The following is a 25,778-nucleotide window of genomic DNA, read 5'->3' as shown; positions in this document are numbered from 1 at the left end:
TTCAGTCTTCTCCCCATCTACGGACGAGGTCCGTCTCAATGTCGAAGTAGTCCAGCACCCGGCCGACGGTGTGGTCGATGATCTCGTCCAGCGACTCGGGGCGGGTGTAGAACGCGGGCACCGGCGGCATGATCAGCGCGCCGTCCTCGGCCGCGGCCTGCATGGCCTTGAGGTGCGCGATCCGCAGCGGCGTCTCGCGGCACATCAGGACCACCTTGCGCCGCTCCTTCAGCGCGACGTCCACGGCACGGGTGAGCAGGCTCGTCGTGTTGCCGTACGCGATCTCCGACAGCGACCGGACCGAGCACGGCGCGACGACCATGCCCATGGTCCGGAACGAGCCGGACGAGATGGCGGCACCGATGTCGTCGCTCGGGTAGTAGACGTCCGCGAGCGAGCGGACGTCCTCGAGCTTGAGGTTCGTCTCCTCGAAGATGGTCCGCTTGCCGCTGCGGCTGATCACCAGGTGGGTCTCGACGTCGACCTTCCGCAGGGCCTCCAGCAGCCGGATCCCGTACACCGACCCGGACGCGCCGGAAATCCCGACGACCATGCGTCTCGCGGATATGGACATGGCTTACTCCGCTGCAGCTTCAACCGGAACCGCTTGTTTGACCTCTTCGGCCTCGTCGTGCTCGACCGCCGTGCCGTAACGCAGCAGCCGGGCCACCTCCCCGCGCAGGTGGACGAAGTCGTCGGTCTCCTTGGTCGTGATCTGGTCACGCTCCGTGCCCAGGGACACGGGCAGCGTGGACACGACCGTGCTGGGGGCCTTGGACAGGACCAGCACCCGGTCGGACAGGTACACACTCTCGTCGATGTCGTGGGTGACGAGAAGGACCGTCGTGTCGTACTCGCGGCGGACCCGCAGCAGCAGGTCCTCCAGTTCCGCCCTGGTCTGGGCGTCGACGGACGCGAACGGCTCGTCCATCATCAGCAGCGCGGGCTGGCAGACCAGCGCACGCGCGATCGCGACCCGCTGCTGCATGCCGCCGGAGAGCTGCCACGGGTACTTCTCGACCGCGTCGGCGAGGCCGACCCAGCCCAGCGCCTCGTCGACGACCTCGTGCCGCTTCCTGCGCGACATGCCCCTGGCCTTCAGCGGGAACGCCACGTTGGCGCGCACCGTGAGCCACGGGAACAGTGACTTGCTGTACTCCTGGAACACGAACGCCAGGTCATGCGGCACTCCGTTGATGACCTGGCCCATGAACCGCGACTCACCCCCGGTGGGCGGCAGCAGGCCGGACACGGCCCGTAGGAGAGTCGACTTGCCGCAGCCCGAGGGTCCCACGATGCAGACGATCTCGCCCTTCTCCACGGAGAAGGTGATGTCGCCGAGCGCGGTGTGGGACTTCGCGCCCGACCCGTAGGTGTGGCTGATTCCGGTCACGTCCAGCATGGGGACGGTCTACCTCCCGGTGAGACTCTTCGACCTGGTGTGCCAGCCGATCACCCGGTTCTGCACGGCGAGCAGCAGTACATTCAGGACATAGCCGAGTATGCCAAGCAGAACGATCCCGGCCCACATCTCGGGCAAAGAGAAGTTGCGTTGCGCGAGGAGCATCTGGTATCCGATGCCGTTGGTCGATCCTACGAGCTCGGAGATGACCATCAGGATCAGGGCGAGCGACAGGCTCACCCGCAGGCCGGCGAAAATTTTCGGCAACGCTGCCGGGAGCACCACGGTGGCGAGGAACCGGGGCTTGGACAACCGCATGCTCCTGGTCGTCTCGACGACCGTTTCGTCCAGCGTATGCGCCCCGTCAATGGTGTTGAGCAGCACCGGCCAGACCACCCCGAAGATGATCGTGGCGAGCTGCATCGGGGTGCCGAGGGGGAACAGCACCAGGAACACCGGCAGCAGTGCCGGTGGTGGGATCGACCGCAGGAACGAGATGGTCGGCGAGAAGTAGTCGTGCAGCGTCTCCGAGCGGCCGAGCATCAGACCGAGCAGGACGCCGACGACACCGGCCGCCGCCCAGCCGCCGAGCAGCCGCAACACGCTGGGCACGACGTCTCCGAACACCGAGTCGGACAGCCACAGCTGCGACGCGGGACCCGAAAGCCACAGGTCGACCATGCTTTTGCCGATGGTCACCGGCGTCGGGAAGTACGGCTCCTCCACCAGCGCGGTGATGACCTGCCACACCGCGACGAAGGAGGCGAACACGACCCACTTGCCGAGGATCTCGACCGCACGCCTGCGCCTGCCGGTGCGCGGTGGTGTGACCTTCTTCTCTGTCGTTGCCACTGTGACGGTCATCGTGCCCGGTCTCCGTCCGACCAGTTGACCCAGCGGCGCTGGACCCATTCGAAGACGATGTTGATCACGAAGCCGATCACGCCCGCGACGAACGTGCCCGCGATCGCGAGGTCCATCTGCGCACCCCCGGTGCCGGTCTCGGTGATGAAGCTGCCGAGGCCGCCCGCACTGCCTGCGAGGACCTCGGTGCTCACCACCAGGATGAGCGCGATCCCTGCCGAGATGCGCACGCCGGTGAGCACGAACGGTGCGATGGCGGGCAGCTTCACCTGCGTCAGCATCTGCCGCCGCGTCAGGTTGAACGCCTTCGCCGTGTTGAGCTGCACCGGGTCGATGTCGCTGATCGCGTGCACGGTGTTGAACAGGATCGGCCAGACCGCGCCGAACACCGCCAGTGCGATCTTCGCGTCCTCCGAGTTGCCGAACGCGATCAGCGCGAGCGGGATCAGCGCCACCGACGGGATCGGGCGGAGGAACTCCACGACCGCGCTGGTCACGGAGCCGACGATCGGCACGGAGCCGAACAGGATGCCGAGCGGAACCGCGATGAGCGCCGCGATGACGATCGAGATCGCCCAGCTGGACACCGTTTCGACGACGTCGAGCGAGAACTCGTAGTCGTTGAACATCTCGACCAGCCGCGCGCCGATCACCGATGGTGGCGGCAGCTGGTCGGGGTTCACCAAGCCGGAACGGCCGACGAGCTCGCAGATCGCGAGCACGCCGACCGTCCCGAGGATGTTGCGTGTCAGTCGGGACATCCCGTCGGTGCTAACCGTTCTCGGACGGGATCGGCACGACCAGCGGCTCGATCTCGAGCTTCTTCGGCAGCATCTCGTACGTCACCAGCAGGTCGGCGACGCGCTGGATGCGCTTCGGGTCGATCGTGGTCGGGAACTGCCCGATCTTGACGATGGCCGCGGTCTGCGGGTCCATCTTCGCGAACTTCGGCAGCGCCTCCTCGACCTTGCTGCGGTCGGCCGCCAGCTGCTGGCCCTTGAGCAGCGCGCGCTGGAACGCCGCGATCGTGTTCGGGTTCTGGTCGGCGAACTCCTTCTTCGTGGCGAAGCCGGAGAGCGGGAAGTTCTCGGTCGGGCCCGCGCCGGTCATGTCGAACACGATCTTCGCGCCGATCTCCTTCTGCGCGGCGGTCACGAACGGGTCGATCGTCGCCGCGGCGTCGATCCGGCCGTTCTTGATGGCGGCCGCCATGTTCGGGAACGGCATCTCGACCAGGCCGTCCTTGATCTTGTTGAAGTCCACGTCGTTGGCGTCGAGCACAGCGCGGAGCAGCAGCTCGTTGATGTTGCCCTTGGCGTTGACGGCGATCCGCTTGCCCTCGAGGTCCTTCGGGCTGTTGATCGGAGAGTCCTTGGCCGCGATGACCGAGAAGTTGCTGTTCGGTGTCGACAGGTAGGACTCGCTGATGAACTTCATGTCGACGATGCCCGCTTGCTGGGCCTTGATGAAGGAGACCCAGTTGCCGAAGGTGATGTCGAACTCGCCACCGGCCAGCGAAGGAATCGCCAGCGCACCACTCTGGATGGTGGTGGCCTCAATGGTGAGGCCTTCCTCCTTGAAGGTGTCGTTGAGCAGTGCGAGCTGGGCGCCCGAGCAGTCGATGCCGATCATGACACCGACCTTGAGGGTCGTCTTCTCCAGTGGCCCGGAGGCCGCGGTCGTGTTGTCGCCGGAACCCTCTGCCTCGTCGGATCCGCCGAAGAGGCCGCAGCCTGCTGTGAGGGACGCCGCGAGGAGGGTGGCCAGCAGTCCGACCGCGCGGACGGACCCGCGCCTGGCCCGACCGACTCTGCCTGGACGATTCATTGTCTTGCCGTCTCCTGCCTGGGAAATGTGCAGTGATCAGAGCGTTGGGAGATGTCGCTCAGACACGGGCTGCCCCTGCTCCGTGTTAAGAGACGACCGATGTTTACCCGCCCGGAGGTATAGCCACCCGATCGGGTACTGTCAACAACTTGCAATCACAAAGCGTGACTATCTGGTCGCTGGCGTGAGTTACGGCCCGGTAGTCTAGGAGTAGCGGCGAACATCCGGCGCGAGTGTGTCGTCCGCCACTTTTCAACCGTCAAGGGTTTTGGGTGGTCCAGTCCACCTCGGACGTTGGAAAGATCTTGGGCGGACCGGCCGTTGCGGCACTACCGGAGCTGTCACCAGCAGTTCTTCTTGGCGGCCGGTGGCAGGGCAAGGCGGCGGGTGGTCGGGGGCCACCACACCGGACTGAATGGACTCCCGTGGTCCGTTTCGTGTGTCGGTGGTGGTGCTCGTCCCCTTGACCGGGGGTGCCTATACGGGAAAGCTGTGCGCCGCAGTGTCAGCCACACGGGTGAGATTGCTGCAGATGTGTGTGCCTTTGACTGACGGCGTCTTGGGAGTGTGTCCGGAGTGGCCAGGGACAGTGCGTTGGACGGTGACAGTGCGACCGACAGCGCCGTGCGGCGTGCCAACGCCGCTATTCGCGCCGAACAGGCGTCAGGTCGGCCGGGCAAGCGCAGGCGCTTCCGCCTGAGCGAGTGGCGGCTGCCCACCAAACTGATGGTCGTGCTGCTGGTGCCGACCCTCGCGGCGCTCGCGTTCGCCGGTCTGCGCGTGTACACGCAGATCAAGCAGGCGAACGACCTCGACTACCTGCTTCAGCAGGTCGAGCTGCACTCGAAGGTCTACGAGGCGGCCGACCAGATCCAGAAGGAAGGCCAGATCGTCGCCCGCTTCGCGGCGGCGGGGCAGTCGGGTGACCGCGCCCCCATCGACGCGCAGCTGCAGGCCACCGACGACGCGGTCGACGAGGTGCGCACCGCGGCGGAGGCCTTCTACGACGAGTCCGAAGAGGGCGTCCGCTCCGAGTACGAGCAGATCTTCTTCCGCCTCCAGAGCCTCGACGCCCTGCGCGACGTGGCGAGCTCGTCGCAGTTCGACGGTTTCGCCGTCGCCTCGATCTACGCGGACATCGTGTCCAGCATCCTGCAGGTCGGCCAGATCGCCCGCTCCGACGTCGGTGGTGGCCAGCTCACCCCGCGCCTGACCGCGCTGAACGCGATCGCGACCGCGAAGGCGCAGATCGCCCAGCAGTTCTCCTACATCACGGTCGCCGCGCAGCAGGGCACGATCCGCGCCAACGACCTCAACGAGATCCAGGCGGCCGTCGCAAGGCACGACTCGGCCATCGCGACGTTCAACGCCGTCGCGACGCCGGAGGAACTGCAGCGGCTCAACGACACCCTGGTGGGTCCCGCGGTCGACCTGCTGAAGCAGAACCGCCAGCTGCTGCTCGTCCGCGGTGAGTCCGGTCAGAACCTCGGCATCGTCCCCAACGACGTCGTGCAGGCCGGCACGAGCACGCTCGGCCTGTACCGCTCGATCGAGCTCGGTGAGCTCGGCGACCTGCGCGACTCGATCTCAACCCTGCGCAACGACCAGCAGGAGGCCACCCTCCGCGACGCGGCGATCGTCCTCGCGGTCCTGCTGCTCGCGGTCCTCCTGGCGCTGCTGGTGGCGCGCTCGCTGCTCAAGCCGCTGCGCGTGCTGCGGTCCAACGCGCTCGACGTCGCGTACTCCCGCCTGCCGCAGACGGTCCGCCGAATCCTGGCCGACCCGGACCCCGTCGCCGCGTCCAAGAACGCGGTCGAGCCGGTGCCCGTGTTCACCAGGGAGGAGACCGGCCAGCTGGCCCGCTCGTTCGACGCGGTGCAGGAGCAGGCGGTCCTGATGGCGACCGAGCAGGCGCTCCTGCGCGACAACATCAACTCGATCTTCGTCAACCTGTCCCGCCGGTCGCAGGCGCTGGTCGAACGCCAGCTGTCCCTGATCGACCGCCTGGAGCAGGACGAGCAGGACCCCGACCAGCTCGCCTCGCTGTTCGAGCTGGACCACCTCGCCACCCGGATGCGGCGCAACTCGGAGTCCCTCCTGGTGCTCTCCGGCACCGGCCTGTCACGGCAGCTGTCGCGGCCGGTGCCCGCCTCCGACGTGGTCGGCGCGGCCGTGTCCGAGGTCGAGCACTACGCCCGCATCGAGGTGGCCTCCGCACCGGACGTCGCGGTCCAGGGCCGCGCGGTCTCCGACCTCGTGCACGTCATCGCCGAGCTGCTGGACAACGCGACCTTCTTCTCCCCGGCGGACAAGAAGGTCATCGTCCGGATGGCTATGACCCGCAAGAAGGAACTCGCCATCCAGATCACCGACCAGGGTGTCGGTATGTCGGAGGACGAGATCGCGGCCACCAACGCCCGGCTCGCCGACCCGCCGGACCTCGACGTCGCGGTGACCAGGCGAATGGGTCTGTACGTGGTCGCGCGCCTCGCCAAGCGGCACAACATCAACGTGCGGCTGCGCGACAACGAGGACATCGAGGGCGGCCTGATCGCCCGCATCAACGTGCCTGCCGAGCTGGTCCAGCCGGTCGGCTCGTCGCCGAGGTCGATGGCGGCGCCGTCGACCACCGGCTCGCTCGCCATCGCGGAACACACCAACACCGAGGCGCTGCTCAACCCGCCTGCCAACCCGCCGACGAACGCACCGACCCGCAACAGCGGTATCGCGGGCGCGTTCACCAGCAACATGCCGAGGATCCGGCAGGAGCCCGCGCAGACCGGCGCCGAAACGGCGCAGGACCGCACGCCTGCCGAGCTGTCGAGCTACCCGCCGTTCAACCCAGGGCAGGACGGCAGCGAGGTCACCACGACGAACGGCGTCCCAGCGGAGCCGCCCGCCCCGCAGAACGGCCGCCAGGACCCGGCCGACACCGGAACGGCGCTGTTCGGCGCGCCGCTGCCGGAAGCCCCGGTCGAGGACACCACGTACCAGCCGTTCGCGGGCGGCGGCAACACGCCTTCGGGGGAGGCAGAGCTGAACGTGGATGCGCCGACCGAGCGCCTGCCCATCTACGAGGCCGTGCTGTCGCAGTGGTTCGAGGCAGCGGACACCGGGTCCGCCCCGCCCAGGGGCGCCATCGGTGCCGACCCGGCCGCCGACGTCGCGAACGGCAACGGGCACAATGGGAACGGCCACGCCAACGGCACGGGTACCGCCAACGGGCGCGCGCCGAGGGAGGCCGAGCCGGTCGAGCCCACCCCGTGGACCTCACCGGGTGACGACGGCTGGCTCGCGGCACAGGCTCTGCTCGAGGACAAGGCGCCGGACACCACCACGAACGCGGGCCTGCCCAAGCGGGTCCCGAAACAGCACCTGGTGCCGGGGTCGGCCGCACCAAGGCACGAAGCCAAGGAGCAGACCGGGGAAATGCCCGGTCAACCGCTTCCACCACGGACGGCAGACGCGGTCAGGGGTCGCATGTCAAGCTTCCAGCAGGGCGTACGGCGGGGGCGCCACGCGCTCATCGAGGCATACGCTGGTGACCAATCCGGTTCGGAGCAGAGCCGTCAAGACGAGGAGCAGGAGTGACGACCGCGTCCGCACAGCAGCCCGGCAGTTTCGGGTGGCTTATCACTGATTTCGTCCGTCAGGTTCCTGGCGTGGCGCACGCCGTGGTCGTGTCGGCGGACGGCCTTCTTCTGGCCGGTTCGCAGGGACTGCCCCGGGACCGCGCGGAACAGCTCTCCGCTGTCTCGTCCGGGCTCGTCAGCCTCACCCAGGGCGCCGCGCGGTGCTTCGAGGCGGGCGGCGTCAACCAGACCGTGGTCGAGATGGACCGGGGCTACCTGTTCCTGATGTCGATCTCCGACGGTTCGTGCCTCGCCGTGCTGGCGGCGCCGAACTGCGACATCGGTCTGGTCGCCTACGAGATGACGTTGCTGGTCGAGAGGGTCGGCCAGCAGATGACTCCGGAGCTGCGAGCTCAGCTTCAGGGCGCACAGCGCAGGTAGCGGGGCATGCTGACTGCGCGGAGCGGAGGTCTGGGGTCATGCGTCCCAGCCGGGCACATCTCGGTAGGCGACTTCCGCGCGCCGTCGAGCCAGAGCGGAGGCGAGTAGAACAGATGCCGGAGAAAGGTTGGGAGGACCTCCCCGAGCACGACGTGGGCGAAGCACCGAACAGGTTCGACGTCGACGGATTCCGGGCCAGGCTTTTCGGTGGCCCGGGTGCGACGCTGTACGGGGACTCCGGGATACCGGCACAGTCGACGTGGGACAGCAAGGAGATCCCCACGGTCGGCAGGGACGGGATCTCTGACAGCGGGGTGCGCCACAGTGGGGTGCACAACAGCGGCGCCTACAACAGTGGCGTCTACAACAGCGGTGTGCACAACAGCGGGGCGTGGGGTGCGGAGGAGTTCCTGGGCTCCGCCGCAGGTCGCGGTGGTGGCGCCGCGCCGCACGAGACCGGGTCGCTGGTCCGTCCGTACACCAGGACGGGCGGCCGTACGCGGTCCGATTATGATCTTGCGATCGAGGCGCTGGTGTCCACCAGCGAGCGGGGGAAGGCGCCGGACGCGGCGGTGCTGCCGGAGCACCGGTCCATCTGTGGACTGTGCCTGGACACCAGGTCCGTCGCGGAGGTGGCCGCCCACCTGCGGCTCCCGCTCGGCGTCGCCAGGGTGCTGATTGGAGACATGGCCGGTATGGGACTGGTCCTGATCCATCAGAGCGGCATGGTCGTCGGCGACCGGCCGTCGATCGAATTCATGGAAAGGGTGCTCAGTGGTCTCCGCAGGCTCTAGTCCCCTCGGCCCGCGCGGCGCGTCCGCACCACAGCCGACCACCTCGGCGAAGATCGTGGTCGCCGGCGGTTTCGGGGTCGGCAAGACGACTCTGGTCGGCTCGGTGTCGGAAATCGTTCCGCTCACCACCGAGGCCGTGATGACCGAGGCCAGCGTGGACGTGGACGACCTGTCGAACACCCCGAACAAGGTCACCACCACGGTCGCGATGGACTTCGGTCGAGTGTCGCTGGACAGCGATCTGATCCTGTACCTGTTCGGTACACCGGGTCAGCACCGGTTCTGGTTCATGTGGGACGACCTCGTCCGCGGCGCCATCGGCGCGGTGGTCCTGGTCGACACCCGCCGCCTGGCCGACGCGTTCGCGTCCATCGACTTCTTCGAGGACCGTGGACTCCCGTACATCGTGGCGCTCAACTGCTTCGACCGGGTGCTCCACCACCGTATCGACGATGTCCGCGACGCGCTCACGGTCGAGCAGTCGGTCCCGATCGTCACGTGTGACGCCCGCGACCGCGAGTCGACCAAGGAAACGCTCATCACGCTGGTCGAGCACGCCATGCACCAGCGCATGAGCGCACGCGCAGGCTGACACAGACGCGTAGACGCCCCGCGGACCACGGGTTCGCGGGGCTCGCTGTTCGTCGAGTCGGCCCTGCGCCATCCTCGGGTCACCCCTGGTACGGCACGCGGTCGGTGGCTCAGCTCTCGACGAGCGACGCGGACGTGATGCGGTGCAGTGGGTACTGGCGCACGGCTCCGTGTGAGACGTCCCTGCCTTCGAGCACGCCGCCGCCGACGCGAAACGGGTCCACCACCCGCTGGCTGGCCACGCCGCGCGAGTCGACGAAGCCGATCCACACCTGGCTGTTCTGCTCGATGGCCTCCCGCAGCAGGGCCAGCGTCGCGGCCGTGTCCGCCGCGCCGGTACCCGCGGTGAGCGACACCGTGCGTCCCCGTTTGGTGCCCGCCGCCGTGTCACCGGCCCGCAGCTGCTCGACCATCGCGGCCAGGCGCTCCGGTGACGCGGGAGCGGGTGTCCCCACCCGCCGCGACCGGGCGGGAGCTGGCAGCCGCAGCCCGGAGGGCCGCAGGTCGAGCACCTGCCCGTAGGCGTCCTCGGCGGCCGGTGCGAACCCCGCGCCACGCAGCTCCTCCAGCACGTCCGCGAGCGCGACCGGGCTGACCAGCACGGTCGGCGCGATCTTCCGCAGCTCCAGCCGGGCGGCGGCCGGGTGCGCGGCCACCTCGGCGAGCAGCACCGGGTCGTCGCACCGCAGGAACGACGTGGCCGCGCCGCCGCGCAGCCTGCCGTGCCGCCTGGCGACGTCGTCGATGAGGTAGGTCAGCGACTGCGGCACCGGTGTCCGCGACCGGGTGCGGAACAGGTCGTGCAGCTCCTCCGCGGTGCGCCCGACGTCGAGCGCCCGCCGCACCGACGACTCGGTCACCCGGTACACGGTCGCGCTGCCCGCCGACTCGACGTCCGCGACCTGCCCGATGTCGACGGCGAGCGCGGGTTCGAGGGGCCCCGGCGCGACCACGGTCAGGTCGGCCTGCACCAGCACGTGGTCCAGTGGTTCGGGCAGTGAGTCGGCCATGCGCTTGGCGGCCGCGGCCGGTCCGTCCGCGTCGCTGCCGATCAGCGCGCGCCCGGCGCTGGTCAGCGCGCCGAGTGCCACCACGCCCAGCGAGGTCGCCTCGGCGAGCGTCCACCGCACGATCTCGTCCCGCAGCCGCCCGCCGCGCCGCGGCGCCCGCCACGCGAGCACGGCGGCCAGGTCGTCGGGTGACGGAACCCCGGTGCCTGCCCGCAGCTCGGCCAGCGCCGACAGGATCCGCCGCCGCTCGGCCGGGGCGGGCGGGCGGCGCAGGTCGTCGGACAGCGGCGCGAGCACCTTGTCCTTGGCGTCGCGCATGCCCGCGAGGCCGGGCAGCCGGGGCATGTCGAGCCACGCGGCGGCGACCGTGGCCCACTGGTTCGCCGGCGTCGAGGCCAGCCACGGGTCGACGGCGGTCGTCGGCAGCCACTCCGGGGTGGTGGCGGCCGCGCTGTCGCCGATCATCCCGGCCGCGAACAGCACCTCGACGATCAGGCTCGCGCCGCGTTCGTCGGTGTCCAGCTCGCGGGCGAGCTTGCGCAGGTCCCGGACGCCAAGGCCGCCCGACTTCAGCACCGCGGCGGGTTCGGCCGACCACAGCCGCACGAGCGTTTCGGCGCGGCGCAGGAACTCCAGCGCCTCCCCGGCAGCGGTCGCGTCCACAGTGGACACCTTCAGCTGCTTGGTCTCCACCGCCGGCTCGTCCAGCTTGACCGTCCCCAGTGGACTGTCGCCGCGAATGACGAGCGCGACCTGCCTCGGCAGCTCGACGGTCTCGGCGTCCCTGCGCAGCAGCAGCCCCATGGCGAGCAGCCGCTGCACCGGCGTGGTGGCCTCGGTCAGCGGCACGTCCGCCCCGGCGTCCTTGGTGCGGCCCAGCGGCGAGCCGTGTGCGAGCGTGGTCAGCAGCCGCCGTTCGGCCTCGGGCAGGTCCGCGAGCAGGCCCGCGATGTCCGCCCCGTCGAGCGTGCTCGACGGGCGGCCGAGCCCGGCGGGGAACAGCCCGCTCGCCTCCCGCGCCGCCGGTGTCACCGACAGCTCGTCGGTGCCCCACGCGAGCGCGAGCCGCACCAGTGTGTCCAGTGACTCCCGCACCCGCTCCGGGGCCACGGCGGGCCCGACGATCTCCAGCACCCGCGCCTCGGGCACCGGCGCCTTGTCGGCGTCCGCGACGACCAGCGCGTCAAGGACGGCGAGCGTGAACGTGTCGAGACCCTCCGCGGCCCTGGTCACGGAGGCCCTGGTGGCCGCCCGCGCCGCCAGCACCGCCGAGTCCGGCGGCGGGGGAGTGGCCAGATCCGGGCGGGCGGCGAGGAGGGCGGCCAGCGTGTGGTCGTCCTGGGCACGCAGCCAGTCGATGAGCGTGGGGCCGGGCACCCGACCACGGTATACGCGACATCCGCTACAGCGCGCTCCGGTAATCTCTGGACACCCCGAGCTGAAGGAGGACGCGTGGCCAAGAAGGGCGCCAACGACGGCCGCATCGACCCGCACTGGCCTGCGGACGACGACCACGGCAACCACCCCGTCAGTGAGCTCGTGGCGGACCGCCAGGGTGCGCTGGCACCGTGGGGTGACCTGGACTTCCCGCTCGATGCGGTGCCGTACACGCATCCCCAGACCGAGATCAACAAGTAGGTCCGTGACATGCCGGTTCCTGGCCCTGGCTACTCCATCACCGTCCGTGTGGAGGCGCCCCCGTCGGCGAGCGCCGCAGGTGACCTGACCGGCGCCGCCGGCCGGGCCGGCGCGGTGATCACCGCGTTCGACGTCGTCGAGTCCCATGCGGACCGGATCGTCGTCGACATCACCGCGAACGCCCACTCCGTCGGCCACGCGGAGGAGATCACCGCGGCGCTGGAGGAGCTGCCCGGCGTCAATGTCCGCAAGGTCTCGGACCGGACGTTCCTCATCCACCTCGGCGGCAAGATCGAGGTCGCCTCCAAGGTCCAGCTCCGCAACCGTGACGACCTGTCCCGCGCGTACACCCCGGGTGTCGCGCGCATCAGCCAGGCCATCGCGAAGAACCCGGCCGACGCGCGCCGCCTGACGATCAAGCGCAACACGGTCGCGGTGGTCACCGACGGTTCGGCCGTGCTGGGGCTCGGCAACATCGGCCCGTCGGCGGCGCTGCCGGTCATGGAGGGCAAGGCGGCGCTGTTCAAGAAGTTCGCCGGGGTCGACGCGTGGCCGATCTGCCTGGACACGCAGGACACCGAGGAGATCATCCGCACGGTGCAGCTGATCGCGCCCGTGTACGGCGGCATCAACCTGGAGGACATCGCCGCGCCGCGCTGCTTCGAGATCGAGGCCCGCCTGCGCGAGATGCTGGACATCCCGGTGTTCCACGACGACCAGCACGGCACCGCGATCGTGGTGGTCGGCGCGCTGCGCAACGCGCTGCGGGTGGTCGGCAAGAACCTGGCGGACTGCAAGATCGTGGTGTGCGGCGCGGGTGCCGCTGGCTCGGCGATCATCCGCCTGCTGCTGCAGAAGGGCCCTGGCGACATCCTCGCGGTCGACGTGAACGGCATCGTCCACCCGGACCGCGGCGACCTGGACGCGAACCTGACGTGGCTCGCGCAGAACACGAACCGCCACCTGGTGAGCGGTTCGGTGACCGACGCGATGGTGGACGCGGACGTGTTCATCGGGGTGTCCGCGCCGAACCTGTTCGGTGCGGACGCGGTCGCCGCCATGGCCAAGGACGCGATCGTGTTCGCGCTGGCCAACCCGGACCCGGAGATCGATCCGCTGGAGGCGCAGCAGCACGCCGCGGTGGTCGCGACCGGCCGCAGCGACTACCCGAACCAGATCAACAACGTGCTGGCGTTCCCCGGTGTGTTCCGCGGTCTGCTCGACGCGCAGGCCAGGGGCATCACCGACACGATGCTGCTGGCCGCGGCCGACGCGATCGCGGACGTCGTGGACGGTGACCGGCTGAACGCGTCGTTCATCGTGCCGAGCGTGTTCGACTCGGCGGTGGCGCCCGCGGTGGCCGAGGCCGTCGCCCGCGCCGCGCAGCCGTAGCATCGGTTTCGTGAGCGACCTGACGCACGTCGACGAGTCGGGCGCCGCGCGGATGGTGGACGTGACCGGCAAGGCCGTCACGTCCCGCGTCGCGGTGGCGTCCGGCCGGGTGCACACGACCGCCGAGGTGGTCGGCCTGCTGGCGTCGAACGGCCTGAAGAAGGGCGACGCGCTGGCGGTGGCCCGCGTCGCCGGGATCATGGGCGCCAAGCGGACACCGGACCTGGTGCCGCTGTGCCACCCGCTGGCCATTACCGGCGTGACCGTCGACTTCGACCTGGCCACCGACTCGGTGGCCATCACCGCGACGGTCCGCACGAGCGGCCAGACCGGTGTCGAGATGGAGGCACTGACCGCGGTGACGGTCGCGGGCCTCACGCTGCACGACATGATCAAGGCCGTGGACCCGGCGGCCGTGTTGTCCGAGGTGCGTGTCGAGCGCAAGGAGGGCGGCAAGACCGGGGTCTGGACCCGACCGGAGGGCAGATGAGCAACACCGCTGTCGTCATCGCCGCCTCGAACCGCGCGGCCGCCGGAGTGTACGAGGACCGGACCGGCCCGGTGATCGTGTCCTGGCTGCGTGCCAAGGGTTTCGAGGTGCCCGACCCGGTCGTCGTCCCGGACGGCGAGCCGGTGCTGGCGGCCCTGCGCGACGCGGTCGGCGCCGACGTGGTCGTCACCACCGGTGGGACGGGCATCAGCCCCACGGACCGCACCCCCGAGATGACGGCACGCCTGCTGGACTACGAGATCCCCGGCCTGGCCGACGCGGTGCGCTCGGCGGGCCTGCCCAAGGTCCCGACCGCGGTGCTGTCCCGCGGCGTGGCCGGCGTGGTGGGCAGGACCCTCGTGATCAACCTGCCCGGCTCGACAGGCGGCGTACGGGACGGCCTCGGCGTGCTGGACGGCGTGCTGGCACACGCACTGGACCAGTTGCGCGGCGGCGACCACGTGCCCAGTGCCCAGGTGCCCGCGCGGGTCCTGCGCGCGGACATCAGCGAGTCCCCCATCACCGTCGAGGAACAAGCGGCCCTGGTGTCCGACGACGCCGCGGGTGCCGTCGTGACGTTCTCCGGCGTGGTCCGCGACCACGACGGCGGCAAGGGCGTCCGCGACCTGGAGTACGAGGGCCACCCGTCCGCGAAGGCCGTGATCGAGGAGGTCGCGACCGAGGTCGCGGCCCGCCACAAGGGCGTCCGTGCGCTGGCGGTGAGCCACCGCATCGGCCCACTCGCGATCGGTGACGTGGCCCTGGCCTGCGCGGTGGCGGCCGAACACCGCGCGGAGGCCTTCGCGGCCTGCGCCGACCTGGTCGACGACGTGAAGGCTCGCCTGCCGATCTGGAAACACCAGAACTTCACCGACGGCACGGACGAGTGGGTCAACTGCCCGTAGGGAGCTGAGCCTCGCCCAGCCGACGTCCCGAAGGACGCCTTCGGGTCAGTTTTCCGGAAGCGTCCTTCGGGACAAGGCGCCCGCGCCCGCCTGTCTCCTGGTGGTTCGCGCGGCGGGGCACGGTTCTGGTGTCGGTGGTCAGCCGGCGGCCGGGGAGTACACGCCGATGTGGTTGCCCGACGGGTCGAGCAGGTGGGCGAACGTCAGGCCGTTCGGGGTGGTCGTCGGTAAGCCGATCACCTTGCCGCCCAGCTGTTCGGCCTGTGCCGCGGTGGCGGCGACGTCCGACACGACCACGAAGAACGTCGCCCGGTTCTGTGTTCCGCCGGAGATGCCACCTTGCGGGGCGCCCGTGTCCTTCGCCGTGACCAGGCGGTAGGTGGGGGTCCCCGGGTCCGACGCGAACGTCCAGTCGAACAGTGCGCCGTAGAACTGCTCGGTGCTCTTCGTGTCGTCGGTGTCGATCTGGAACCAGTCGACGGTGCCGTGCGCCATGTGGTGCCTCCTCATCGTGTGTGACACCACGATCCGGCTCCTCGGCGACAGCACCCTGTCGGTGTTTCTATGCGAACGCGGTGGCCTGGGTCACATGGCACGGTAGGGCGACATGTTCCGCCGGACGTGTGGGTGCTGGTTCGCCGGTGTCGTGGCACGCGACCACGCGGTCCAGCCGGAACGCCCGCAGCTCGTCTCGGAGGCGGCACCAGCCCGTCAGGTACCAGCGCTCGTCCCTGACCAGGAACATGATGGGTTCGACATCGCGTTCGGTTGGGGTGCCGTGCTTGTCGACGTACTCCAGTCGCAGGACTCGCCGGGCGGACAGTGCGTCCTGGATGACCACCGGGATGTTCGGTGACTCGGGTGCCGGGCCCAGGAAACCCACCCGGCCTGCCAGCTCCTTGGCGGCCGACGCGTCGGTGGCGGGCATGGCGGCCATGATCTTTCGCAGTGCCATGGCCGCGGCCATGGCGAACGGGGAGCCGGTCATCTGCCGTAGTCCCACCGACATGGCCACGGCCTCGGCCGGGGTGAAGTTGAGCGGTGGCAGGGTGCGTGCGGGGTCGATGGCGTAGCCACCGCGGCGGCCCGTGTCCGCCCAGATGGGCACACCGACCTGCTGCAGTGCGCTGATGTCACGTTCGATGGTCCGCACACTGACCTCGTAGCGCGCCGCGAGCTGGCGGGCGCTGCGCCTCTGCGGTGCCGCCGCCCGCAGGTCCTCGACGATGCCGTACAGCCGGTCCGTTCGGTTCACGGCGCGGACCGTAGCCCGCACCACCGACAAAGAAGGACTCCACCGCCGGGGGATCGCGGTGGAGTCCTTCTTGCCGTGAACCAGCTAGTTCACTTGGTGGCGATCTTCTGACCGGGGACGATCAGGTTGGGGTCGCCGATGAACTGCTTGTTCTTCTCGTACAGCGCCTGCCAGCCGCCGGCCACCTTCTGCGCCGTGGCGATCTTCGACAGGGAGTCGCCTGCGACGACGGTGTAGTCGCCCTGGGGGTTGGAGGCGACCAGCGCCGGGGCCACGGGCGCGGAGCGAGCAGGCTGCTTGTTCGTGCCGTTGCTCGCGGAGTTGTTCGTCGGCGCGCTCTGCTGCCGCTGCGGCTCGGCGCTGCCGCCGCCACCGCCGCTGCTCGCCGCGCCTGCCCGCTTGCCACACACCGGCCATGCGCCGATGCCCTGCGTCTGCAGCACGTTGTTCGCCACCCGGATCTGCTCGGCCTTGGAGGCGTTCGCGGGGTTGCCGGAGCCGCCGTTGGCCTCCCAGGTGCTCTGCTTGAACTGCAGACCACCGTAGTAGCCATTGCCGGTGTTGATGCTCCAGTTACCGCCGCTCTCGCACTCGGCGATCGCGTCCCAGTTGACGGACTGCTCGGCCGACGCGAATGCGGGGGCCGCCGCCAGCGGGGCACCGACCGCGACGCCGGCAACGACGACGCGAGCAATGGTGCGGCGAACGGTGGACGGCTTGCGGTGAATGCCTCGATAAGCCATTTCTGTCTCTGCCCCAGCGTCTGGCAAAGGGCCGTTAAGGCTCTCTGTCCCGGTCCGGAGGCCTTCTTTCAGTCGGGGGATATCTCCTCTGTGCCCGCCGGATCGGGACGACGCTCCGGGCACTCGGGTTCTGCCAGTTGGTCGGGGCCAACCAAAGAGCGACGCTACGTATCCAAATCGGGGTGTGCAAAACTAAGTGCTACGTGACCGTCGTCACAGTAACAGTATTAGGAGTGCTGCGATGGAGCGTATATCCGCAGGTCAGAGCGGCGATATCGGCCGTTATACCCTCGTGATCGCGTCGAGATAATTCACGCTGGCTGAGGGTTGGATCACGTTCCGGATGCAGGTGGGAACGCCGCGGTGGCTGCACGCTGGAATCGCTCCGCTACATGCTGCAAAGCCTGAGCCAATTCAGGGGAGGACTCGACCTTGAAATCGATCTCCAAGAAGGAGAGCAGGAAGGCAAGCGACTGCGGCGTGTCCGCGCCAATGATCAGTCGGCAACTGCTCTTGTCGATCTCCTCGATCGTGCCCCAGGTCACCATCCGTCGCATCTTTTCGTGATCAGCGGGCAGCGGCAGCCGTACCGACGCCTGGAACGGCCACATCTCCGCCACGCGGGCGGCCAGGAACGCGGCCGGGTCGCCGCCGGGGATCTCGCGGGGGGCGAACCGCCTGCCAAGCGGCACCCGTGGCCGCATCCGGTCGACCCGGAAGGTGCGCCAGTCGTCCCGTTCGACGTCCCAGGCCACCAGGTACCAGCGCTTTCCCCAGGTCACGAGCCGGTGTGGCTCGGCCTCCCGCACCTGCTCGGCCGCGCCGTACGCCGCCGCGTAGTCGAACCGGATGCGTTGCCGGTCCCGGCACGCCGCCGCCACTGCGGTCAGCACCTCCAGCGGCACGACCTCGTCGTTCGGCGTGTCGACCGTCGCCACCTGCACCGAGTTCACCCGGTGGCGGAGCCTCGAGGGGAGTACCTGTTCCAGCTTGACGAGCGCCTGAAGCGCGGTTTGCCCGATCGCGACGCCGCCGCCGGCCGCGGTGCGCAGGCTGATCGCGACCGCGACGGCCTCGTCGTCGTCCAGCAGCAACGGTGGCAGGGCGGCGCCGTGGCCCAGTCGGTAACCGCCCGCGGTGCCGGCGGCGGCGTGCACGGGGTAGCCGAGGCCGCGCAGCTTGTCGACGTCCCGCCGCACGGTCCTGGTGCTCACCCCGAGCCGCTCGGCCAGGTCGGCGCCCGGCCACTCGCGGCGGGTCTGCAGGAGGGTGAGGAGCCGGAGCAGCCGCGCGGAGGTCTCCTTCATGCCCCGAGTCTGACAACGCCCGCGGACAGGATCTGTCCGCAGGCCGCGGTCAGCCGCCCGCGAACGGGGGCAGGACGTCCAGGTCGGCGCCGTCGGGCACGGCGACCGACAGGTCCCGGACGGCGACCCCGTCCAGCAGGAAGCTGCAGGCCGTGAGCACGCGGGTGAGTTTCTCGCCGTGCTTGACGCCCAGTTCGGTCACCAGGTCGCGCACGGTGGTGCCCTCCGGCATCGACAGGGTCTCCTCGGAGAGGCCGACCGCGCCGCGGGCACCCGCGAAGTAGCGCACTTGGACGTTCGTCACGCCCCCAGGTTAGCTGGCGACCACATGTCGACATGTCGATGTTCGTGCTGTGTTCGTGCTGTCGTTCGCGCCGTGGCCCGCAGCCGGGACAATGGACCCATGGCCGAACCGCGCAAGTGGACGTACCTGATGGACATGGACGGGGTGCTGGTGCACGAGGAGCACCTCGTCCCGGGAGCGGACAAGCTGCTCGAGGAGCTGCGGGCCAAGGGCAACCAGTTCCTCGTGCTCACCAACAACTCCATCTACACCCAGCGTGACCTGCGGGCACGCCTGCGCCGCACCGGGCTGGAGGTGCCGGAGTCGGCGATCTGGACCTCCGCGCTCGCGACCGCGAAGTTCCTCGACTCCCAGCGCCCGGAGGGCTCGGCGTTCGTGATCGGCGAGGCGGGCCTGACCACGGCCCTGCACGAGATCGGTTACGTGCTGACCGACCGCGATCCCGACTACGTGGTGCTCGGCGAGACCCGCACGTACAGCTTCACCTCGATCACGACGGCGATCCGCCTGATCGAGCAGGGCTCGCGGTTCATCGCGACGAACCCGGACTCGACGGGCCCGTCCCGCGAGGGCTCGCTGCCCGCCACCGGCTCGGTCGCCGCGCTGATCGAGAAGGCCACCGGGCACGCGCCGTACTTCGTCGGCAAGCCGAACCCGCTGATGATGCGGTCCGCGCTGAACAGCCTCGGCGCGCACTCCGAAACCACGCTCATGATCGGTGACCGCATGGACACAGACGTCCGTTCCGGTCTGGAAGCCGGTTTGCAAACGATTCTCGTGCTGACCGGCATTTCGACACCGGAAACGGCGGAGCGGTTTCCGTACCGCCCGAGCCGGGTCATCGACTCGGTCGCTGACCTGGTCGGGAATGTGGACGACCCGTTCCCGGGTTGAGCGCGGCCAGTTCTTGCCGACTGCGAAGCGAACCAATTCAGCCTGGCATATTGTCGCGGTGTGCAGGAAGACGGACCGTCGACCTACGTGGTCGGTGACGTGCACGGGCACCTCGACGAGTTGCTCGCCGCGCTCGCCGACGCCGGGCTGGTCGACGACGAGACGAACTGGTCCGGCGGCGAGGACCACCTGTGGTTCCTCGGCGACTTCGTGGACCGAGGGCCCGACGGCATCGGCGTGATCGACCTGGTCATGCGCCTCGCCGACGAGGCCGCTGCCGCGGGTGGCCAGGTGCAGGCGCTGCTGGGCAACCACGAGATCCTGCTGCTCGGCATGCACCGCTTCGGTGACACGGAGGTCCCGTCGGACTTCGGCCCGCGCAGCTTCGCCCGCAGCTGGGAGATGAACGGCGGCCAGCCGACCGACCAGGAAGCGGTCACCGACGAGCACATCGACTGGCTGGTCACCCGGCCCGCGGTCGAGCTGGTCGGCCGCCACCTGCTCATGCACTCCGACACCCTGGAGTACCTGGTGTGGGGCGGCGACATCGACGAGATCAACGAGAACATCCAGGACGTCCTGGACTCCGACGACCTCGTCGAGTGGTGGGAGGTCTGGCGCAGGCTGACCACCCGCCACGCCTTCCGCGGGCCGAACGGCGCCGACGTGGCGACCCAGTTGTTGACCGTGCTGGGCGGCGAGCAGGTCGTGCACGGCCACTCGGTGATCGCCGACCAGCTCGGCATCGCCCCGTCGATGGTCGACAGCCCGTACGAGTACGCGGCCGGCAAGGCACTGGGCGTCGACGGCGGCGTGTTCGTCGGCGGCCCCTGCCTGGTCGTCAAGCTCCCGTGGTCACCGCACGAGCCAGGCGACGAGACCCCGTAGCCGCTCTCCTTGAGCACAGGAGATGGTTTCGCGTCTCCACTATGTAGTTGTCAAGCAGCGACAAGAGGTGGTTCGGGCCCCCGGACCACCGCGTTTCAGTCCTCGCCGCGGTACGCGCGCAGCTCGCGGTGTGCCTGGTGCCGGTCGCGGCGGCGCTCTTCACGCCGGAACCGGCTCCACTCGCGGCCGCAGCCCGCACTGCCGCACCCGGTCTGGTGGTAACCGGCGCCGTGCCAGTGACAGCCGCTCGTGCGGTGGCTTGCCGAAGTGCTGTCGGCGGTGATCTCGTCGGGCAGGGTGCAGTCCCCGAACCGGTGGTCGTGGACCGCCACCCCGGTCACCCCAGGCGTGTCGGCGATCCGCACCCACCGGGGCCGGGTCTTGTCCGTCTTGCTCATCCGGTCGCCTTTCGGCTCCGTGACGCCCCGGGACGGGGCCGTCGCTAGACCGGGTGCACCGTGCTCACCTCCTGTGGTTGCTGGGCTTTCGAAGCTGAATCCGAATGTACGTGTGCAGCGTCGAAAGCGCCGCTGACCAGCGGAGCGAGCTCGAGCGAAAGTCCCATTCGCTCGAAATCAGGCCAGGTACAGCAGTTCGTCCAGGCCGGTGATGTTCAGCATCCGCGCCACGTGGCGGGGGAGGTCGGTCAGCAGCAGCCGCGTGTCCTTCGCCTCGGCCAGGCGGTGCGCGCCGACCAGCGCGGACAGGCCGCTGGAGTCCACGAGCGACACCGCGCCCAGGTCGACCCGCAGTTCGGTGCCCTGAATCGCCGCGTTGATCAGTTCGGTCAGCTCGGCACGCAGTGCGGGCGCGGTCTGCACGTCCACCGTGCCCGCCAGGCGCACATTGGACCCGTGCACGGTGATGGCGAGGCTCATTGACCCTCATCATCGCCGACAGGAGCCAACCTGTGTTGACGAACGTTGAACGCGACGGGGGCCACCGGTAGACATACCTTGGTGTCAGTCGTCCCCGGGAGGCTCACATGACCACGCCAGCGGTGCGCAGCCACGTCTCCGGCATCTCCGAGAAACCGCTGCTCGGCGACACCATCGGGGACAACCTCGACCGGACCGTCGCCGCGTTCGGCGACCGGGAGGCGCTGGTCGAGCACGCGACGGGCCGCCGCTGGACGTACCGGCAGCTCGCCGACGAGGTCAACGCCGTCGCGCTGGGCCTGGTCGACCTCGGCGTCGGCAAGGGCGACCGGGTCGGCATCTGGGCGCCGAACTGTGCGGAGTGGACGTTCACGCAGTACGCGACGGCCAAGATCGGCGCGATCCTCGTCAACATCAACCCGGCCTACCGGGTGCACGAGCTGAAGTACGTGCTCAACCAGGCCGGGATCCGCACGCTCGTCGCCGCGCCGAGCTTCAAGACCTCCGACTACGCCGCCATGATCGACGAGGTCCGCGGCGAGTGCCCCGACCTGGCCGACGTGCTGCTCATCGGCCTCGAGGACTGGACGTCGACGGTCGCGATCGGCCGCGGCGGCTCGGCAGCGCACCTCGCCGAGCTGCAGGCCGAGCTGAGCGCCGACGACCCGATCAACATCCAGTACACGTCGGGCACCACCGGCTTCCCCAAGGGCGCGACCCTGTCGCACCACAACATCCTCAACAACGGCTACTTCGTCGGCGAGATGTGCGGCTACACCGAAGAGGACCGCATCTGCATCCCCGTGCCCTTCTACCACTGCTTCGGCATGGTCATGGGCAACCTGGCGGCGACCTCGCACGGCGCCTGCATGGTCATCCCGGCGTCCGGGTTCGACCCGAAGGCCACCCTCGAAACGGTCGCCGCCGAACGCTGCACGTCGCTCTACGGCGTCCCCACCATGTTCATCGCCGAGCTGTCCGAGCCGGGCTTCGAGGCCTACGACCTGTCGTCGCTGCGCACGGGCATCATGGCCGGCTCACCGTGCCCGGTGGAGGTGATGAAGCAGGTCATCGATCGCATGGGCATGGCGGAGGTGACCATCGCCTACGGCATGACCGAGACGTCCCCGGTCTCCACCCAGACCCGCAAGGACGACTCGCTCGACCGCCGGGTGTCCACCGTGGGCCGGGTGCTGCCGCACCTCGAGGTGAAGGTGGTCGACCCGGCGACCGGCCTGACGGTGCCGCGCGGCACGCCGGGTGAGCTGTGCACCCGCGGCTACTCGGTGATGCTCGGCTACTGGGAGCAGCCGGACAAGACGGCCGAGGCCATCGACAGGGCGCGCTGGATGCACACCGGCGACCTCGCCGTGATGGACGACGAGGGCTACCTCAACATCACCGGCCGCATCAAGGACATGGTCATCCGCGGCGGCGAGAACGTGTACCCGCGGGAGATCGAGGAGTTCCTCTACACGCACCCGGACATCCTCGACGCCCAGGTGATCGGCGTGCCCGACGAACGCTACGGCGAGGAGCTGATGGCGTGGATCCGCATGCGGGAAGGCGCGGAGCCGCTGACCGTCGAGGCCGTCCGCGAATTCTGCACGGGAAAACTCGCCCACTACAAGATCCCCCGTTACGTGCGGATCGTCGACGAATTCCCCATGACCGTCACGGGGAAGATCCGCAAGGTGGAAATGCGCGAGGTTTCGGTGGAGTTCCTCGGTCTGCGTAAGGCGGCCGACGCTAGGCACGCGTGAGTTCGGCGAGCACCTCCTGCGACGTCTCCACGAACGCCGCCAGCGCGGCCACCTCGAACACGAAGTCGACCCCGTCCTGCCGGGAACCGAGCCGGAACTCGACCTCCTCGCCGTTGAAGCAGTAGGCGATCGGGCACCCGTGCCGGACGATCACCCACGAACCCACGTTCAGATCCTGGCCCATTTACACTCCCGCGTCACAATAGTGTTCTGTCGGTGTAATTCTGCGGTTTTCCTTTCTGCACGGTAGCTTTACCGCGGGCAAGACGGCGGTGCTTGCGAAGGCGGAAAGAAACAGGAACATGAGTGGGGCACGAAAAGGTCCCCGGGCACGGGACCGGATCATCGGCGCCCGTTTGCGGGCGATCAGGAAAGAACGGACGACGCTTTCCCTCGAGGACGCGGCCGCGCTGGCGCAGTGGTCGCCGAGCACGATGTCGCGCATCGAGACGGGGAAGCGGCACATCTCACCGGAGGACGTCGCGACCATTTCGACCATCTACCGGCTGCCACCCGCGCAACGGCAGGAGCTGATCGAGTCCGCGCGGGCGGGCAACGCCAGCGGCTGGTGGGACCTGCCGCTGCCAGGCGTGCCCATGGACATGGGTGCCATCGCCAGCTACGAGGCGGACGCGTTCCGCCTGACCGACTGGTCGGTGAACCTGATCCCGGGGCTGCTCCAGACCTATCACTACGCGGTCGGCCTCATGCGATCGTTCGGGGCCGCCTCGGGGGAAATCGAGGCGCGATGGATGGCTCGTCTACGCCGACAGCAGATCCTCGGGAACCTCGACTACGAGGCATTCCTAGGCGAGGCGGCGCTGCGGACGCCGTTCGGCGGGCGCGAAGCCATGCGTAACCAGCTACAGGCCCTTCTCGCCGCGCGGATCAGGGGTATCCGGGTGCGGGTGCTCGCCGAACACTTCCCTTCGTGTCTGGTGACTCATTCCTGGTTGCTGATGGAGTTCCCGAACACCAGCCCGGTGGTGAACGTGGAAGCCATTGACGGCAGCGTCTTCCTGCACGACGAGACTGCGGAAAGCTATGTCCGCCTGGCGGCGGAGCTGGATAAGCTGGCTCTGTCCGCATCTGCAAGCCAAGCTTTGATTGACGAGATCCACAAGGAGCTGTTGTGAGCTGGCGGAAGTCCTCCCGGTCCGGCCCGACCGGCAACTGTGTTGAGCTGCGTGGCGATCTCGCCGCGATCAGGGACAGCAAATCCCCGCAGGCGATCCTCCCGGTGCCCGAGGTGGCGACCCGAAAACTGCTCGGGTTCCTGCGCGTGCGTCCCTAGACTTCCGCGATGTGAGCTCGATCAACGTCGTCGACGTGGAGGCGACCTGCTGGGACGGGCCGCCTCCGCCCGGCGAGGTGAGCGAGATCATCGAGATCGGCCTGACCGTCGTCGATCTCGCGGCGGGCACGCGCCTGGGCAAACACCGCGTCCTGGTGCGTCCGCAGCGGTCCCGCGTGAGCGCGTTCTGCACGGAATTGACCTCGCTGACGCAGGAGGAGGTCGACGAGGGCGTCCCGTTCGCCGAGGCGTGCCGCACGCTGGCCCGTGACCACGACACGGCCACGCTCCCGTGGGCGAGCTGGGGCGACTACGACCGCAAGCAGTTCACGCGCCAGTGCGAGCACACCGGCACCGGGTACCCCTTCAGCGCGGACCACACCAACGCCAAGCTCCGCTTCACCGAGGCGCACCACCTCCGCAGACGGCCGGGCATGGCGCAGGCCCTCGGCATCGCGGGGCTGCCGCTCGAAGGCCGGCACCACCGCGGCGACGACGACTCGTGGAACATCGCCGCGCTGGTCCTTCATCTGCTGGCGAACAACGCCTGGTGACGTAACCGGCTACCCCCGTCGCCGCGAAGTGGCATAGGCTGGAACGACGCGTCCTGGGTACGCCCTGGGGCGCGTTCATTTGTGTGTGGAGGTGACCGTTGTGCCGACCGGAAAGGTCAAGTGGTACGACTCGGAGAAGGGCTTCGGGTTCGTCACACAGGACGGGGGCGAAGACGTCTACGTCCGTTCTTCCGCCCTGCCGGCCGGGGTGCCCGGCCTGAAACCCGGTCAACGCATCGAGTTCGGAGTCGCCGACGGTCGTCGGGGGCCGCAGGCGCTGTCCGTGCGGCTGCTCGACCCACCGCCGTCGGTCGCCGAGGCACGGCGCCGCCCGGCCGAGGAGCTGCACGGCCTGATCGAGGACATGATCAAGCTGCTGGAGGCGAAGGTCCAGCCGGACCTGCGTCGCGGCCGCTACCCCGACCGCAAGAACATCAAGCGGGTCGCTGACGTGGTCCGTGCTGTCGCCCGCGAGCTGGACCCCTAACCCGCCGTCACCTGCAGCGACCACGCCGCCCTGGTCACGGCTTCCGGGCCGGCTTCGCCCCGGACCAGCACGCCACCCGCCTGCTTGACCTCCACGGTCTGCAGCTGGTCGCCCTCGCCCGGCGGGAGCGCCTCGAACGAGGTCTCCTTGCCGGGCGAGAAGGTGGCGACGGTGACCGGGGCCATCTGCTCACCGGCCGCGGTCGTGTACTGGATCACGACCGACCACGGGGTGTCGGCGACGTCCTTCGGCACGGTCACCCGCACCGGCGTGCCCGGTGGCACCGGCAGCTCCAGCATGGCGGTGTTGTCACGCTTGCAGTTCTCGACCTTGATGTCGCAGTACAGGAACGGCTTCGCGGTCGTCTTCTTGCCGGCGATGAGGAAGTCGATGTTCGGCGGCGGCGCCTCCGGCTCGGGAGCGGACGAGCAGCCCGCGAGCACCGACAGCACCAGCGGCACCAGGACCAGCAGCTTGCGCACGGC

At 69.2% G+C, this 25,778-nt stretch carries 30 protein-coding genes; 15 read left to right on the top strand and 15 right to left on the bottom strand.

Annotated features, from left to right (window positions below):
* Window position 1: 1 nt before the first annotated feature.
* From ACFPCV_RS12300 to ACFPCV_RS12280, 5 genes are read right to left on the bottom strand one after another with little or no spacing between them, the layout of a single operon-like run.
* Entirely contained in the window at window positions 2–574 is a 573-nt protein-coding gene (locus tag ACFPCV_RS12300) for a UbiX family flavin prenyltransferase (protein WP_378056232.1), read from the bottom strand.
* Window positions 575–577: 3 nt separating this feature from the next.
* On the bottom strand, window positions 578–1,402 hold the full coding sequence (locus ACFPCV_RS12295) for an ABC transporter ATP-binding protein (RefSeq protein ID WP_378056231.1): 825 nt from the start codon (window positions 1,400–1,402) through the stop codon (window positions 578–580).
* 9 nt (window positions 1,403–1,411) lie between these two features.
* Window positions 1,412–2,266 (bottom strand): ABC transporter permease, encoded by an 855-nt coding sequence (locus tag ACFPCV_RS12290; protein WP_378056230.1) that lies wholly within the window; start codon window positions 2,264–2,266, stop codon window positions 1,412–1,414.
* Entirely contained in the window at window positions 2,263–3,027 is a 765-nt protein-coding gene (locus ACFPCV_RS12285; RefSeq protein ID WP_378056229.1) for an ABC transporter permease, read from the bottom strand. Before ACFPCV_RS12285 ends, ACFPCV_RS12290 begins: the two co-directional genes overlap by 4 nt.
* A 10-nt stretch (window positions 3,028–3,037) precedes the next feature.
* Entirely contained in the window at window positions 3,038–4,093 is a 1,056-nt protein-coding gene (locus ACFPCV_RS12280; protein ID WP_378056228.1) for an ABC transporter substrate-binding protein, read from the bottom strand.
* A 594-nt stretch (window positions 4,094–4,687) separates the two neighbouring features.
* Here ACFPCV_RS12280 and ACFPCV_RS12275 point away from each other — a divergent pair.
* From ACFPCV_RS12275 to ACFPCV_RS12260, 4 genes are read left to right on the top strand one after another with little or no spacing between them, the layout of a single operon-like run.
* Window positions 4,688–7,684, top strand: a complete 2,997-nt coding sequence (locus tag ACFPCV_RS12275) for a nitrate- and nitrite sensing domain-containing protein (RefSeq protein WP_378056227.1) — start codon at window positions 4,688–4,690, stop codon at window positions 7,682–7,684.
* The gene (locus ACFPCV_RS12270; protein WP_133907638.1) at window positions 7,681–8,106 is read left to right on the top strand and encodes a roadblock/LC7 domain-containing protein; all 426 of its coding nucleotides are present in this window, start codon (window positions 7,681–7,683) and stop codon (window positions 8,104–8,106) included. The genes ACFPCV_RS12275 and ACFPCV_RS12270 overlap by 4 nt, the downstream gene beginning before the upstream one ends.
* 38 nt (window positions 8,107–8,144) lie before the next feature.
* Entirely contained in the window at window positions 8,145–8,900 is a 756-nt protein-coding gene (locus tag ACFPCV_RS12265; RefSeq protein ID WP_378056226.1) for a DUF742 domain-containing protein, read from the top strand.
* Window positions 8,881–9,492: a GTP-binding protein gene (locus ACFPCV_RS12260; protein WP_378056225.1), complete on the top strand. Its 612-nt coding sequence runs from the start codon at window positions 8,881–8,883 to the stop codon at window positions 9,490–9,492. The genes ACFPCV_RS12265 and ACFPCV_RS12260 overlap by 20 nt, the downstream gene beginning before the upstream one ends.
* Before the next feature lie 109 nt (window positions 9,493–9,601).
* Here the strand turns inward: ACFPCV_RS12260 and ACFPCV_RS12255 are convergent, their stop codons facing one another.
* Window positions 9,602–11,878, bottom strand: coding sequence for a helicase-associated domain-containing protein (locus ACFPCV_RS12255; protein WP_378056224.1), 2,277 nt, complete (start codon window positions 11,876–11,878; stop codon window positions 9,602–9,604).
* A 75-nt stretch (window positions 11,879–11,953) separates the two neighbouring features.
* Here ACFPCV_RS12255 and ACFPCV_RS12250 point away from each other — a divergent pair, with 75 nt between their 5' ends.
* From ACFPCV_RS12250 to ACFPCV_RS12235, 4 genes are read left to right on the top strand one after another with little or no spacing between them, the layout of a single operon-like run.
* Window positions 11,954–12,139 (top strand): hypothetical protein, encoded by a 186-nt coding sequence (locus ACFPCV_RS12250; RefSeq protein WP_378056223.1) that lies wholly within the window; start codon window positions 11,954–11,956, stop codon window positions 12,137–12,139.
* Window positions 12,140–12,148: 9 nt separating this feature from the next.
* Window positions 12,149–13,531 carry an NAD-dependent malic enzyme gene (locus ACFPCV_RS12245; protein ID WP_378056222.1) on the top strand — a complete coding sequence of 461 codons (1,383 nt, stop codon included), beginning with the start codon at window positions 12,149–12,151 and terminating at the stop codon, window positions 13,529–13,531.
* A 10-nt stretch (window positions 13,532–13,541) separates the two neighbouring features.
* Window positions 13,542–14,021: a cyclic pyranopterin monophosphate synthase MoaC gene (gene moaC / locus ACFPCV_RS12240; RefSeq protein WP_378056221.1), complete on the top strand. Its 480-nt coding sequence runs from the start codon at window positions 13,542–13,544 to the stop codon at window positions 14,019–14,021.
* Window positions 14,018–14,926 carry a molybdenum cofactor biosynthesis protein MoaE gene (locus tag ACFPCV_RS12235; protein WP_378056220.1) on the top strand — a complete coding sequence of 303 codons (909 nt, stop codon included), beginning with the start codon at window positions 14,018–14,020 and terminating at the stop codon, window positions 14,924–14,926. The genes moaC and ACFPCV_RS12235 overlap by 4 nt, the downstream gene beginning before the upstream one ends.
* 138 nt (window positions 14,927–15,064) lie before the next feature.
* On the opposite strand, the gene ACFPCV_RS12230 is transcribed toward ACFPCV_RS12235, so the two are convergent.
* From ACFPCV_RS12230 to ACFPCV_RS12210, 5 genes are all read right to left on the bottom strand, one after another.
* Window positions 15,065–15,421: a VOC family protein gene (locus ACFPCV_RS12230; RefSeq protein WP_378056219.1), complete on the bottom strand. Its 357-nt coding sequence runs from the start codon at window positions 15,419–15,421 to the stop codon at window positions 15,065–15,067.
* A 67-nt stretch (window positions 15,422–15,488) separates the two neighbouring features.
* Window positions 15,489–16,181 (bottom strand): helix-turn-helix transcriptional regulator, encoded by a 693-nt coding sequence (locus ACFPCV_RS12225; protein ID WP_378056218.1) that lies wholly within the window; start codon window positions 16,179–16,181, stop codon window positions 15,489–15,491.
* An 89-nt stretch (window positions 16,182–16,270) separates the two neighbouring features.
* Window positions 16,271–16,924 carry a transglycosylase family protein gene (locus ACFPCV_RS12220; protein ID WP_378056217.1) on the bottom strand — a complete coding sequence of 218 codons (654 nt, stop codon included), beginning with the start codon at window positions 16,922–16,924 and terminating at the stop codon, window positions 16,271–16,273.
* A 332-nt stretch (window positions 16,925–17,256) separates the two neighbouring features.
* Window positions 17,257–18,231 carry a helix-turn-helix transcriptional regulator gene (locus ACFPCV_RS12215; RefSeq protein ID WP_378056216.1) on the bottom strand — a complete coding sequence of 325 codons (975 nt, stop codon included), beginning with the start codon at window positions 18,229–18,231 and terminating at the stop codon, window positions 17,257–17,259.
* 49 nt (window positions 18,232–18,280) lie between these two features.
* On the bottom strand, window positions 18,281–18,535 hold the full coding sequence (locus ACFPCV_RS12210) for a MoaD/ThiS family protein (protein ID WP_378056215.1): 255 nt from the start codon (window positions 18,533–18,535) through the stop codon (window positions 18,281–18,283).
* A 99-nt stretch (window positions 18,536–18,634) separates the two neighbouring features.
* On the opposite strand from ACFPCV_RS12210, the gene ACFPCV_RS12205 reads away from it, so the two are divergent.
* Both ACFPCV_RS12205 and ACFPCV_RS12200 read left to right on the top strand, forming a co-directional pair.
* Window positions 18,635–19,429 carry an HAD-IIA family hydrolase gene (locus tag ACFPCV_RS12205; protein WP_378056214.1) on the top strand — a complete coding sequence of 265 codons (795 nt, stop codon included), beginning with the start codon at window positions 18,635–18,637 and terminating at the stop codon, window positions 19,427–19,429.
* 60 nt (window positions 19,430–19,489) lie between these two features.
* Window positions 19,490–20,317, top strand: a complete 828-nt coding sequence (locus tag ACFPCV_RS12200) for a metallophosphoesterase (protein WP_378056213.1) — start codon at window positions 19,490–19,492, stop codon at window positions 20,315–20,317.
* A gap of 95 nt (window positions 20,318–20,412) precedes the next feature.
* On the opposite strand, the gene ACFPCV_RS12195 is transcribed toward ACFPCV_RS12200, so the two are convergent.
* Window positions 20,413–20,715: a hypothetical protein gene (locus ACFPCV_RS12195; protein ID WP_378056212.1), complete on the bottom strand. Its 303-nt coding sequence runs from the start codon at window positions 20,713–20,715 to the stop codon at window positions 20,413–20,415.
* A 177-nt stretch (window positions 20,716–20,892) separates the two neighbouring features.
* Window positions 20,893–21,195, bottom strand: coding sequence for an STAS domain-containing protein (locus tag ACFPCV_RS12190; protein ID WP_378056211.1), 303 nt, complete (start codon window positions 21,193–21,195; stop codon window positions 20,893–20,895).
* A 107-nt stretch (window positions 21,196–21,302) separates the two neighbouring features.
* Between ACFPCV_RS12190 and ACFPCV_RS12185 the strand changes: the two genes are divergently transcribed.
* Window positions 21,303–22,958, top strand: a complete 1,656-nt coding sequence (locus ACFPCV_RS12185; protein ID WP_378056210.1) for an AMP-binding protein — start codon at window positions 21,303–21,305, stop codon at window positions 22,956–22,958.
* Here the strand turns inward: ACFPCV_RS12185 and ACFPCV_RS12180 are convergent.
* A complete protein-coding gene (locus tag ACFPCV_RS12180; RefSeq protein WP_378056209.1) occupies window positions 22,945–23,142 on the bottom strand; it encodes a hypothetical protein in 198 nt (65 codons plus the stop codon). The genes ACFPCV_RS12185 and ACFPCV_RS12180 overlap by 14 nt on opposite strands.
* Before the next feature lie 118 nt (window positions 23,143–23,260).
* Between ACFPCV_RS12180 and ACFPCV_RS12175 the strand changes: the two genes are divergently transcribed.
* From ACFPCV_RS12175 to ACFPCV_RS12160, 4 genes are all read left to right on the top strand, one after another.
* A complete protein-coding gene (locus ACFPCV_RS12175) occupies window positions 23,261–24,094 on the top strand; it encodes a helix-turn-helix domain-containing protein (RefSeq protein WP_378056208.1) in 834 nt (277 codons plus the stop codon).
* The gene (locus ACFPCV_RS12170) at window positions 24,091–24,252 is read left to right on the top strand and encodes a DUF397 domain-containing protein (protein ID WP_378056207.1); all 162 of its coding nucleotides are present in this window, start codon (window positions 24,091–24,093) and stop codon (window positions 24,250–24,252) included. Before ACFPCV_RS12175 ends, ACFPCV_RS12170 begins: the two co-directional genes overlap by 4 nt.
* An 11-nt stretch (window positions 24,253–24,263) precedes the next feature.
* Window positions 24,264–24,806 (top strand): 3'-5' exonuclease, encoded by a 543-nt coding sequence (locus ACFPCV_RS12165; protein ID WP_378056206.1) that lies wholly within the window; start codon window positions 24,264–24,266, stop codon window positions 24,804–24,806.
* A 100-nt stretch (window positions 24,807–24,906) separates the two neighbouring features.
* Window positions 24,907–25,293 carry a cold-shock protein gene (locus tag ACFPCV_RS12160; protein ID WP_378056205.1) on the top strand — a complete coding sequence of 129 codons (387 nt, stop codon included), beginning with the start codon at window positions 24,907–24,909 and terminating at the stop codon, window positions 25,291–25,293.
* Here ACFPCV_RS12160 and ACFPCV_RS12155 read toward each other — a convergent pair.
* Complete coding sequence (locus ACFPCV_RS12155) at window positions 25,290–25,775, bottom strand: DUF2771 family protein (protein WP_378056204.1); 486 nt, start codon at window positions 25,773–25,775, stop codon at window positions 25,290–25,292. The genes ACFPCV_RS12160 and ACFPCV_RS12155 overlap by 4 nt on opposite strands.
* Window positions 25,776–25,778 lie beyond the last annotated feature (3 nt).

It is taken from the genome of Actinophytocola glycyrrhizae (genome assembly GCF_042653545.1).
Taxonomy (GTDB): Bacteria; Actinomycetota; Actinomycetes; order Mycobacteriales; family Pseudonocardiaceae; genus Actinophytocola; species Actinophytocola glycyrrhizae.
Note: the sequence above shows the minus strand (reverse complement) of the source record. Positions and strands in the feature narration are given on the sequence as shown.